The following is an 11246-nucleotide window of genomic DNA, read 5'->3' on the forward strand; positions in this document are numbered from 1 at the left end:
AGTGAGTAAAGTAATATTACGAATATACAATTTGACAATATGGTGTCTGATAGGCGGGGATAAAATGAGTCCGAGAATAAGAATAGACAAGCTGCTTGCGCATACCGGTTTCGGAACGCGCAGCGAAATTAAAAAAGCGATAAAGCAGGGCCGAGTGGTCGCTGATGGCAAGATCGTAAAGGATAGCGGTCTTATCGTTGATTCGATCGAAAGCGAGGTTACATTTGACGGGGGGCTTGTTCGTTACCGGGAGTTTATTTATCTTATGCTAAACAAGCCGCCCGGAGTAATTTCAGCAACAGAGGATTTGCGCGAGCGGACTGTAATAGATTTGTTGAAAAGCGATGATCAGCTGCTCAATCCTTTTCCGGTTGGACGATTAGACAAGGATACGACGGGACTGCTGCTGTTGACGAACGACGGACAGCTGGCGCATGAGCTGCTTTCGCCGCGCAAGCACGTTGATAAAACGTATGAAGCGTTGGTGCTGGGAGAGGCAGGCGAGGCGGATATTCAAGCCTTTAAGCAAGGCGTGCAGCTGGATGACGGTTATGTTACGATGCCTGCAGAGCTTATAATTAAGGATCGTTTTACGGCGCCTGCTGGCAGATGCTCGCATATATCGCTTACGATTAAGGAAGGCAAGTTTCATCAGGTCAAACGGATGTTTGAAGCAGTTGGAAAGAAAGTGCTGGAGCTGAAACGGGTATCTATGGGCCCGCTAAAGCTAGATGAAAAACTGGCGGAAGGCAGCTACAGAGAGCTTAAAGAAACAGAAATAGAGCGGCTGCGCGCTCATCGCGGCAATGGGCAAGCCGGTCAGCAGTTAGATTAATATATGTAAAAGTTCTAAGGTAAAGAATCGTCGAAGCGCTGCTCGACGATTCTTTATTAAAATTATATAGGTGTTAGCACCTTTGTACTGTTTTATATAATCATTAGGAGAGTATAAGTTATTACAATAAACTCGTTCTTATCATTCTCCGAGAAACTGTACGACTTTAGAAAAAGACGTACAACGTTTCTTCTTGAAATATAAGAAAGTATAAGTTTTCTTCTTATACCTGTTCTAATATTTCTCCGGAATGAAACTTATGATCGCCATAAGGACGGCGACAGCCGTTTCACCTTGTTCGCCGAGAAACGGATTGTCCTCAGACAAGGACAAATAACGTTTCTGCTTGATGATTAGAGCAATTAGAAGAAAGTTCTTGTAATAATTACAAGCAGAATAAACAGTACTAAAATCACGCCTGTAGTTGTGTTGTGACCGAAGTGGCAAGCAGACATTCCAAATCCCCCCAGGGTAAAAAATTGACGATGACAAAAGTGCAAAGTGTAGAGTGAGCTGCCAATCGTTATAGTGTATTGTATGATTTTGGGGGCGAATGGATTGGATGAATGTCCCGGTTTTGTTCATTTAGGCCTTTGTTCAAATATAAGAAAGTATAAGTTTTTGCAACTTATATCTGATCTTATATTTCATCGGTAAACGCGCCAGTCCAAAGGCGGCGGATCCGTTTATCCTTGTGCCAGTGCCGTTATCTCTTGCCCCGTCCTCCGCGCGAGCCGCCGCCTCTGCGAGCGGAAGCAGCGCTGCTTCTTCCGCCGCTGCGCCCTCCGCCGTTGCTTGCTGGACGTTCATTGCGGTTTTGCGAAACGGAGCCTTTGCCGGCGCTGCGATCGGAACGGTTTTGTCCTTGGCCGCTTCGTTTAGAGCTTTGCTTCCTTTTGCTGGAAGGAAGTTCTAAATCGTTTGATTGCCATGGATTGTCTGATGCAGTTGCACTGCGCTGTGCAGCAGGTTTTTTGCCTGTTTTTACAGCTGCTGTCCTCTGTCCTCTGCCTCTTGAGCCCCGTGCATCGCTATGTTTATCTGAGCGGCGATAGTCTGACTGCTCTTTGCTGCTTGTACTGCGTTCAGACTGAATATGTCCATCGCGATCGAGCACTATGCGTTTAATTGTTGCATTGATTTTACGTTCAATTGAGAAAATTGTATTTTTATCATATGGGGTTGCCATCGTTACAGCCGTGCCCTGCTGGCCTGCCCGGCCAGTGCGGCCGATCCGGTGAATATAATGCTCCGTATCCGGCGGCACGTCGTAATTATACACATGCGTCACGCCTTCCACGTCCAATCCGCGGGCAGCGACGTCTGTTGCGACAAGAACCTGCAGCTTCGCTTCTCTAAACCGTTTCATCACCTGCTCACGCTTCGCTTGAGTTAGGTCGCCATGCAGCTCGTCCGATTCGAAACCGTAGTCCTGCAGCGCTGCATTAAGCTTTTTGGCGCGGATCTTGGTGCGGCAAAAAATAACAGCAAGATAAGGCCTATGCTGTTCCAACAGCTGAATGAGCGCACGCTGCTTTCCGCGGTCTGTCGTTTCAACGATAATCTGCTTAATATTGTCCAGCGTCACATTGCTGCTTTGCACGCGCACATCTGCAGGCTGCTTCATATACTCCTGAGCCAGCTGGCGAATGGCATCAGGCATCGTTGCCGAGAAAAGCATGGTCTGCCTGGCCTTTGGCGTCTGAGTAATGATGGATTCCACCTCTGGCAGAAAGCCCATATGCAGCATTTGGTCAGCTTCATCGAGAACAAGCATCGACAGCTTGCCCAGATTGACAGTAGCTCGCTGCATATGATCAATTAAGCGTCCGGGTGTGGCTACGATAATATGCGGCATATTATACAGCTTGCGGATTTGCGCCTCGACATCCTGGCCGCCGTAAGCAGCGAGTACGGTTACGTCGTGAGCGGCTGCATATTTTTTTAGCTCGCTTGTAATTTGAATGGCCAGCTCTCTGGTCGGCGTTAGTATTAAGGCTTGGGTATGCTCTTTATCTGTTCTGATTTGCTGTATAATAGGCAAAGCGAATGCAAGAGTTTTACCTGTCCCGGTTTGCGCCTGGGCAATTAGATCGCTGCCATTTAACGCAAGGGGGATGGACTGCTGCTGTACGGGAGTTGGCGTCATAATACCTTCATTTTGAAGCAAGCTGCAAAGTTTATCTGAAATTCCAAGATTGTTGAAAGCTTGTGCTGGCATAAAAATCCTCTTTTCCTTAATTCGTATGGCAATTAGTATATCAGTTGTTGAGGCAATGTGCATCTATCGAATGCAGAAACTTACAAGTAGTATGGCCTCGAAAGGAGCGGCTTATGGCATTTGGCATCACTAGAGCTGAATTAAATGAATGGAAGGCTAAAATAAACAGGGGCGAGATTGCCTTTTTAACGCATTATTGGCTCGATGACCGTTTTCCTAAAATGAAAACTGTTACGAAGGTTGGCTGCAGCAGTTATGAACGATTAATGGAATGGTGCAGGCAGCATCAATTAAATCCAGATTACATACACGCGCGTGAAACGTATCCGCACTTTGATCTGATTGGCGAGACTCAAAAAAAGATATTGCAACTTACTGGCCAATATGATCAAATAGAAAGATTCGGAATTAAATAAAAAACCATTCAAGAAATAGAAGCAAGTTCGGGAAAGGGTGGCTGATGAAACTTTGAACAGCTTGGCAAACACAGATCTGGAAGGGAAATCAACACAAGCACATATTCAACGCTCATGGCTGCTGCTTGGCGGTGTCATGCTTACTGCACTAGTATTAAGGGCGCCGATTACGGCAGTCGGTTCTATCGTATCAGAAATTCAGCAAGCATTGGGGTTGTCGGGAGCGATGACAGGGCTGCTTACAACGCTGCCGCTGCTGGCCTTTGCCGCTATTTCTCCGCTGGCGCCGATTTGGTCAAACCGCATTGGCATTGAAAATACATTGTTTTTTGCGATGCTGGTACTGGCAGGTGCAATTGCCCTGCGCTCACTCGCTACGATACCTGCCTTATATGCAGGCACAGCGCTGTTAGGAATGGGAATTGCAGTCGGAAACGTGCTTCTGCCCAGCATTATTAAGCGGGATTACAATCAGAAGGCTGGTCTTATGACCGGCTTGTATACAGTCGTGATGAACCTCGGCGGTGCAATAGCGTCGGGGTTCAGCATTCCGCTTACTGAACAGGCGGGTATAAAGTGGAATGTCGTATTGGGAGGCACCGCAGTATTTGCTTTATTGGCGGCGGTTGTCTGGATGCTGCAATTGCGAGGGAAGCAGCAGCTTGCTTTCGTCAGTGGCTTAAATCAAGCAAAGCCGAGGCCGATTTGGAGCTCCAAGGTAGCCTGGTTTGTTACTTTTTTTCTAGGCTTGCAATCCTTTTGCTTCTATATAAACATCACCTGGATTCCTGAGATGCTCATTGACCGCGGACTTAGCCATGCCGAAGCAGGCTGGATGCTGTCTCTGCTGCAAATTGTAGGCATGCCATCTACATTTATTATTCCGATTTTGGCAGGCAGAAGAGCTAGCCAGCGCGGTTATGCGCTAATTACCGCAATTTTATTCGCTATCGGCTATTTGGGGCTGCTTAGCGGTGACACCAGCTTGATCGTGCTATGGATTATCGTAACAGGAATTGCTGCAGGCGCAGGCTTTGGGCTGGCGGTTATGTTTTTTGTATTACGGACTGCAACTGCTCATCAATCTGCACAAATTTCAGGCATGGCGCAATCGATTGGCTATTTGCTTGCCGCCTTTGGACCGTTCCTGTTCGGTCTGCTGCATGATGTGACCAGCAGCTGGAATATGTCGCTCATCATGCTGCTCGCTGTTGTCGTACTTTATGCGTTCGCTGGCTGGGGAGCTGGTGCTGACCGTAAAATTGGGGAGCAGGCGATGGAATCTTGACAGCAGTCATGACGAACTTTATAATGATTGTTAGTTCAATATAAGTAATCAGCTTGGAAGAGGAGCAGTACTTCTGTTAACAAGGTATAGAGAGTCGGCGGATGGTGCAAGCCGAACCTGTTGCATTAGGAACTTGCCTTGGAGCTGCGCATCGCAATTGCATTGCTTGCGCCGTTAGCCTGCGTTACAGGCTTAAAGTGAGCATAGGCAAAGCCTGTCTATTGCTAACTAGGGTGGTACCACGGGAGAATAACCTCTCGTCCCTAGCGATTATACGCTGGGGGCGAGAGGTTTTTTAGATTATAAGAATGTAATTCATCGGTAAACGCGCCTTTCCAAAGGACGGCGGAGCCGTTTATCCTTGGATATATGAAAATGTAATTTTTATTTTTAATTCTCACCGAGTACGATAGGGTCGACGTCAATTAGGAGGTTTTTAGGATGAGTCAGGGTCAGCAAACAAGCGGGTATAATCCGCAGGCGATTGAGCCGAAATGGCAAAAGTATTGGGATGATAATAAAACGTTTAGAACAGAGGATGAAGTGGACGACAGCAAGCCGAAGTTTTACGCGCTGGATATGTTTCCGTATCCTTCAGGCGCAGGATTGCACGTAGGCCATCCAGAAGGCTATACAGCAACTGATATTATGTCGCGTTATAAGCGAATGCGCGGTTACAATGTTCTTCACCCAATGGGCTGGGATGCTTTCGGCTTGCCGGCTGAGCAGCACGCGCTGGATACAGGTCAGCATCCGCGAGATATTACATTTAGAAATATTGATAACTTCCGCAGACAAATCAAGTCGCTTGGCTTTTCCTATGACTGGGATCGGGAGTTCAGCACAACGGATCCTGATTATTATAAATGGACACAATGGATTTTTGTTCAATTGTACAAACGCGGCCTAGCGTATGTTGCCGAGGTTCCGGTTAACTGGTGTCCTGCGCTCGGTACGGTTCTGGCCAATGAGGAAGTCATAGACGGCCTTAGCGAACGCGGCAACCATCCGGTTATTCGCAAACCGATGCGCCAGTGGATGCTAAAAATTACTGCTTATGCCGAGCGTCTGCTTGAGGATTTGGAAGAGCTGGATTGGCCGGAAAGCATTAAAGATATGCAGCGCAACTGGATTGGCAAGTCAACAGGCGCTGAAGTTACATTTGCCATTGACGGTATAGAGGACGCTTCACTTGTCGTCTTTACAACCCGTCCGGACACTTTGTTCGGGGCGACCTACTGCGTGCTGGCTCCTGAGCATGAACTCGTTGCCCGCATTACTACTTCAGAGCAGCAGGAAGCGATTAAGGCTTACCAGGAAGCCGCATCCCGCAAAAGCGACTTGGAGCGTACCGATCTGGCCAAAGTGAAAACCGGTGTATTTACCGGCGCTTATGCAATCAATCCTGCCAACGGCGTCAAAACGCCAATCTGGATTGCTGATTATGTGCTTGCCGGTTATGGTACAGGCGCGATTATGGCAGTTCCTGGCCATGATGCGAGAGACTATGAATTTGCAAAGCAGTTCGATCTGCCGATCGTAGAGGTTGTGTCAGGCGGCGACGTGTCAGCAGAGGCTTATACTGGAGACGGTGTTCACGTTAACTCAGACTTTTTGAACGGACTTAACAACACAGATGCTATTGCTGCGATGATCAAGCACTTGGAAGAGACCGGAAAAGGAAAAGCCAAGGTTACGTATCGTCTGCGCGACTGGCTGTTCAGCCGTCAGCGTTACTGGGGAGAGCCGATTCCTATTTTGCATTTGGAAGACGGCACGATGAAGACAGTTCCTGAGGATCAATTGCCGCTTGTATTGCCAGATGTAGATGAAATCAAGCCGTCCGGCACAGGTGAATCGCCGCTGGCGAACGTTACGGAGTGGGTAAATACGATCGATCCCGAAACAGGCATGAAAGCGCGCCGCGAAACGAATACAATGCCGCAATGGGCAGGAAGCTGCTGGTATTACCTTCGTTTTATCGATCCGAAAAATGACAAAGAAATTTGTTCGCCAGAAAAGCAAAAGCAATGGCTTCCGGTAGATCTTTATATCGGCGGCGCAGAGCATGCTGTATTGCATCTGCTGTATGCGCGCTTCTGGCACAAGGTATTGTACGACATGGGCATTGTGCATACGAAGGAGCCATTCTATAAGCTGGTTAACCAAGGCATGATTTTGGGCACAAACAATGAAAAAATGTCCAAGTCGCGCGGCAATGTCATTAATCCGGATGAAATTGTCAATGAATTCGGCGGCGATACGCTTCGCATGTACGAAATGTTTATGGGTCCTTTGGAAGCTACTAAGCCTTGGAGCACGAACGGGGTAGAAGGGGCGCATCGTTTCTTAAGCCGCGTATGGAGACTGTTTGTTCAAGACAATGATCAATTGAATGACAAAATAAGCGACTCTGAAGTGAGTGGGGAGTTCAATAAAGTATGGCACCGGACGATCAAAAAAGTAACGGAAGACTTTGATCAGCTGCACTTTAATACAGCGATCAGCCAGCTGATGATTTTCGTCAACGAAGCGAATAAGGCAGAAGTGCTGCCGCGCAAGGCGATGGAAAACTTTGTGCAGCTATTGTCACCGCTTGCGCCGCATATTGCTGAAGAGCTTTGGGAGCGCTTGGGCCATAGCGAGTCCATCACATATGTGCCATGGCCGGTCTACGATGAGAAATGGACAGTGGATTCCTCCGTCGAAATTGTAATTCAAGTGAATGGCAAAATTGTTGAGCGCCTTTCTATTCCTGCAGAAACAGCTGAAGCTGAAATGGAAGCTATTGCAAAGGAACAAGAAAAGGTTGCTGTACTTCTGGCAGGCAAGACGATTCGCAAGGTAATTGCGGTAAAAGGCAAGCTTGTCAACATTGTTGCTAATTAAGCAGCGCAGGCTATGTAATCCAGGTCTGTCTGCTCCAGTTTCGTAAATAAGCAAACCGAAGAGGTGAGCGAACGCTAGCTGAAGAACAGCTATGGTTCGTTCACCTCTTCGCTGTAAAAAGCAGTAGTTACTTTGGTCAAATCATCATAGTACTTATCATGTGTTGTACGAATCAGTCTCTCAAACATGCCTTCGGTATCCTGTTGCAGAAGACGCAAGGCTTTTGCTGTAATTCCGCCTGGCACAGCAACTCTTTGCTGGATTTGCTCAGGCGAAAGCCCGCCCTGTGTAAGCAGAAGCCCGGTACCCAGCAGCATATTGCTTGCCACCTGCACAGCCTCTTCGCGATGTATACCTGTCTCGCTGACAGCTGCGTCAATAAATTGCTGCAATAAAAATGCAAAAAAGGCTGGACCGCAGCTGGAAATATCCGAGACGATACGGGTAAAGCTTTCGGAGATTTGCAGCGGCTCGCTTATAAAGCAGAGCAAGTTATTTAACCGCTCTCGATCCGCTTGCTGCATGCGTTCGCCATACATGCACAAGGAAGCGCCGCTGCAAATCGTATTCGTTACACTCGGTATTACTTTTGCTATTTTGCAGTTAAGCTCCTCCTCCAAATGAGATATTAAAACGGGGCTCGTAATAGAGACTGCAATTTGCTCAGGCTGCAGCGCTTGTTTAATTTCTTGGACAACATGAATAAACTCCAATGGCTTAATACATAGAAAGACAATGTCGCTTTTTTCTACCACCTCTTTGTTAGAAGCGACAGCAGCGAGGCCGGGAAACTCATCAGCTAATGCCAGGGCCTTGCTAAATGTTCTATTACTGGCCACAATGTCCTCTGGAAGCAAGGCACCGGAGCTTATAAATGCTTCGACCAGCAGCCTTCCCATTGTGCCAATTCCGATAAATCCAACCTTCATCTAAAGCCCTCCAATACTTCTTTATCGGACTGTGCTCTATTATCCTATTCCTTGATGCATGTACAATATGTGTCAATTTTACGTATTGCTGCAATCTGATAGTCATTCATATTCAGGAGGGAAACGATTATGAACCGGCAAATTCAATCGGCAGGAAAGCAAAAACAGATGTGGCTGCCTATGCTGCTGCTGGCAGGCGCTGCACTATTGCTTGTTGCGGCGCTTGCCGGCGGCGGCAAAGAGGCTGAAAAAAAGCAATTCACCCCACTCAATGAAGCAGTGGAACAAGCGCTCCTGGAATTGGATAATAAACCCATACCTGCAGCTGCTCCCGAAATAAAGCAAGAGGCTGAGGACGAGCAGCCAGAGATGGAAGATCCTGTATTAATCGGTGGTCCTCCGAATGAGCAAGAGAACGAAACCGACAGCAGAATAGACATTAACCGCGCAGGCATGTCTGAGCTGCAAACCTTAAAGGGGATAGGCCCGTCAAAGGCTAATGCCATTATTATGGATCGTGAAAAAAATGGCTTTTTTCGTAGTGCGGATGATTTGCTTCGTGTAAAAGGAATTGGAAATAAAGTGTTGTCTGAAATAAAAGAAAGCATTGTAGCACGTCCATGAATATGAGACAATATGCTCAGAGCAAATCGGCAGCGCATGCCAAAAAAGGCATTAAAGTGAAGATAAGCTCCACAATAGATTATTGTTACGAGGAGGAGTTAGATCATGTCTGAAGAAAGAAAATTATCTTACGAAACATTGTCCGTTCATGGAGGTCAAGAAATTGATCCGACAACAATGTCTCGTGCAGTGCCTATTTACCAAACAACATCTTACGGGTTCAGAGACACCGATCATGCCGCGAATTTATTCTCATTGTCAGAGTTCGGCAATATTTATACCCGTATTATGAACCCGACTACCGACGTGTTGGAAAAGCGCGTAGCTGCGCTGGAAGGCGGCGTTGGCGCATTGGCAGTTGCTTCTGGACAAGCTGCTATTACTTACGCTCTTCTTAATATTGCAGGATCGGGCGACGAAATCGTATCAGCAACAAGCTTATACGGTGGTACTTATAACCTATTTGCCATTACCCTTCCTAAGCTTGGCCTTAAAGTCAAGTTTGTCGATCCGTCTAATCCGGATAATTTCCGCGCAGCTATTACAGAGCGCACGAAAGCAGTTTATGCGGAAACAATCGGCAACCCTAAAGGTGACGTAATCGATTTGGAAGCTGTCGCAGCAATTGCGCATGAGCACGGCATTCCTTTCATCGTTGACAATACATTCCCAAGCCCTTATCTATGCCGGCCAATCGAGCACGGTGCAGATATCGTTGTCCACTCCGCTACGAAGTTTCTTGGCGGACACGGCACTTCTATCGGCGGTATTATCGTTGACAGCGGTAAATTTGATTGGGCCGCCAACGATAAGTTTCCTGGACTGACTGAGCCGGATCCAAGCTACAATGGCGTAGTGTATACGAAGGCAGTCGGACCGCTTGCTTATATTATTAAAGCCCGCGTTCAGCTGCTTCGCGATATGGGGGCTTCTCTATCGCCATTTAACTCCTTCTTGCTTCTGCAAGGGGTAGAAACATTGCATCTTCGCATGGAACGCCACAGCTCCAATGCGCTTGCTGTAGCGAAATACCTGGAAGGACATGAAAGCATAGAGTGGGTCAGCTATCCAGGCTTGGAATCGCATGATTACTACCAAAATGCGAAAAAGTATTTGCCAAACGGCCAAGGCGCTATTTTAACCTTTGGCATTAAAGGTGGAATAGAAGCGGGCAAAAAGCTGATCAACTCAGTAAAATTGCTTTCGCACTTGGCGAACGTTGGAGATTCCAAGTCGCTTATTATTCATCCAGCTAGCACAACGCATCAGCAGCTTACTGAAGAAGCGCAAATGGCTGCCGGTGTCGATCCGGGATTAATCCGTCTGTCTATTGGAACAGAAGGCATTGCGGATATTATCGCCGATTTGGAACAAGCTATTGCTGCAAGCCAACAATAAGCTATAACATTTACATGGGAGGAGGAGCAGCGGCTATGCCAATAGTAGCAAATGATTCTGCTCGTAAGGATTGGGACACGTACTTCATGGATATCGCCTATATGGTTTCCACTCGTTCGCGCTGCCCTCGCCGACATGTCGGCGCTGTGCTGGTTCAGGGCAAGAAGCTGCTTGGCACCGCTTATAACGGAGCTCCGATGGGGGTGCAGGATTGCTTAGAGGCAGGCTGCATGATCGCTGAGGAGATGGAAATCCAGGTTGAAGACGGTGTTGAAAAAGTAGTGAAAAAACAGCGCTGCATTCGCACTATTCATGCTGAGCAAAACTTGCTGCTTTTTACGGATCGGACCGACCGCGAAGGCTCTGTCGTATATGTGACGGATCAGCCATGCTGGACCTGTGCTAATATGCTGGCTAACAGCGGCATTGTAGAAATTGTTTTTCATCGCAGCTATATGAAGGACAGTGAAAAGGTGTTCGAGCTGATGCGCCAGCAAAACATCGTTATTCGCCAGCTCGAGCAATACGAGCCGCCTGCGCAGACCGTATCTGCAATAATTACATAAAGCAAGCAAATGCTTATGCCGAGGAAAAACCTCTGATTGCGTCATTCGATGCAATCAGAGGTTTTTTGTTCAAATATAGG

At 47.4% G+C, this 11246-nt stretch carries 10 protein-coding genes and 1 other annotated feature; of the genes, 7 read left to right on the top strand and 3 right to left on the bottom strand.

The annotated features are described in order from the left end of the window. Positions 1–64: 64 nt before the first annotated feature. Positions 65–835 carry a pseudouridine synthase gene (locus ACRRU2_RS06710; RefSeq protein WP_432500504.1) on the top strand — a complete coding sequence of 257 codons (771 nt, stop codon included), beginning with the start codon at positions 65–67 and terminating at the stop codon, positions 833–835. 362 nt (positions 836–1197) lie between these two features. Here the strand turns inward: ACRRU2_RS06710 and ACRRU2_RS06715 are convergent, their stop codons facing one another. Further along, positions 1198–1290 carry a YjcZ family sporulation protein gene (locus ACRRU2_RS06715; protein WP_331701088.1) on the bottom strand — a complete coding sequence of 31 codons (93 nt, stop codon included), beginning with the start codon at positions 1288–1290 and terminating at the stop codon, positions 1198–1200. 251 nt (positions 1291–1541) lie between these two features. Further along, on the bottom strand, positions 1542–3056 hold the full coding sequence (locus ACRRU2_RS06720) for a DEAD/DEAH box helicase (protein WP_331701087.1): 1515 nt from the start codon (positions 3054–3056) through the stop codon (positions 1542–1544). 113 nt (positions 3057–3169) lie between these two features. Between ACRRU2_RS06720 and ACRRU2_RS06725 the strand changes: the two genes are divergently transcribed. From ACRRU2_RS06725 to leuS, 3 genes are all read left to right on the top strand, one after another. Next, the gene (locus tag ACRRU2_RS06725; protein ID WP_331701085.1) at positions 3170–3472 is read left to right on the top strand and encodes a hypothetical protein; all 303 of its coding nucleotides are present in this window, start codon (positions 3170–3172) and stop codon (positions 3470–3472) included. Positions 3473–3524: 52 nt separating this feature from the next. Beyond that, positions 3525–4760, top strand: coding sequence for a CynX/NimT family MFS transporter (locus ACRRU2_RS06730; RefSeq protein WP_432500505.1), 1236 nt, complete (start codon positions 3525–3527; stop codon positions 4758–4760). Positions 4761–4805: 45 nt separating this feature from the next. After that, positions 4806–5028 (top strand) — a binding site (T-box leader). A 173-nt stretch (positions 5029–5201) separates the two neighbouring features. Continuing rightward, a complete protein-coding gene (leuS, locus tag ACRRU2_RS06735; protein WP_331701084.1) occupies positions 5202–7649 on the top strand; it encodes a leucine--tRNA ligase in 2448 nt (815 codons plus the stop codon). Positions 7650–7738: 89 nt separating this feature from the next. Here leuS and comER read toward each other — a convergent pair whose 3' ends face one another. Beyond that, positions 7739–8578, bottom strand: a complete 840-nt coding sequence (gene comER, locus ACRRU2_RS06740; RefSeq protein ID WP_331701083.1) for a late competence protein ComER — start codon at positions 8576–8578, stop codon at positions 7739–7741. Between the two features lie 129 nt (positions 8579–8707). On the opposite strand from comER, the gene ACRRU2_RS06745 reads away from it, so the two are divergent. The 3 genes from ACRRU2_RS06745 to ACRRU2_RS06755 all read left to right on the top strand — a co-directional run bounded on the left by ACRRU2_RS06745 (position 8708) and on the right by ACRRU2_RS06755 (position 11166). Next, positions 8708–9202, top strand: coding sequence for a ComEA family DNA-binding protein (locus ACRRU2_RS06745; protein ID WP_432500506.1), 495 nt, complete (start codon positions 8708–8710; stop codon positions 9200–9202). A 105-nt stretch (positions 9203–9307) separates the two neighbouring features. Further along, positions 9308–10600 carry a homocysteine synthase gene (locus ACRRU2_RS06750; protein WP_331701080.1) on the top strand — a complete coding sequence of 431 codons (1293 nt, stop codon included), beginning with the start codon at positions 9308–9310 and terminating at the stop codon, positions 10598–10600. Between the two features lie 35 nt (positions 10601–10635). Continuing rightward, positions 10636–11166, top strand: coding sequence for a deoxycytidylate deaminase (locus ACRRU2_RS06755; protein WP_331701079.1), 531 nt, complete (start codon positions 10636–10638; stop codon positions 11164–11166). The last annotated feature ends 80 nt before the right edge of the window (positions 11167–11246 follow it).

Source organism: Paenibacillus sp. GXUN7292 (assembly GCF_050864975.1).
In the GTDB taxonomy this organism is placed as follows: Bacteria; Bacillota; Bacilli; order Paenibacillales; family Paenibacillaceae; genus Pristimantibacillus.

What these genes read in the sequence shown, in the direction of transcription:
- ACRRU2_RS06745 (WP_432500506.1), top strand. Translation starts at nt 8,708, where the DNA reads ATGAACCGGCAAATTCAATCGGCAGGAAAGCAAAAACAGATGTGGCTG.
- ACRRU2_RS06715 (WP_331701088.1), bottom strand. Translation starts at nt 1,290, where the DNA reads ATGTCTGCTTGCCACTTCGGTCACAACACAACTACAGGCGTGATTTTA.
- ACRRU2_RS06725 (WP_331701085.1), top strand. Translation starts at nt 3,170, where the DNA reads ATGGCATTTGGCATCACTAGAGCTGAATTAAATGAATGGAAGGCTAAA.
- leuS (WP_331701084.1), top strand. Translation starts at nt 5,202, where the DNA reads ATGAGTCAGGGTCAGCAAACAAGCGGGTATAATCCGCAGGCGATTGAG.
- comER (WP_331701083.1), bottom strand. Translation starts at nt 8,578, where the DNA reads ATGAAGGTTGGATTTATCGGAATTGGCACAATGGGAAGGCTGCTGGTC.
- ACRRU2_RS06720 (WP_331701087.1), bottom strand. Translation starts at nt 3,056, where the DNA reads ATGCCAGCACAAGCTTTCAACAATCTTGGAATTTCAGATAAACTTTGC.
- ACRRU2_RS06750 (WP_331701080.1), top strand. Translation starts at nt 9,308, where the DNA reads ATGTCTGAAGAAAGAAAATTATCTTACGAAACATTGTCCGTTCATGGA.
- ACRRU2_RS06710 (WP_432500504.1), top strand. Translation starts at nt 65, where the DNA reads ATGAGTCCGAGAATAAGAATAGACAAGCTGCTTGCGCATACCGGTTTC.
- ACRRU2_RS06755 (WP_331701079.1), top strand. Translation starts at nt 10,636, where the DNA reads ATGCCAATAGTAGCAAATGATTCTGCTCGTAAGGATTGGGACACGTAC.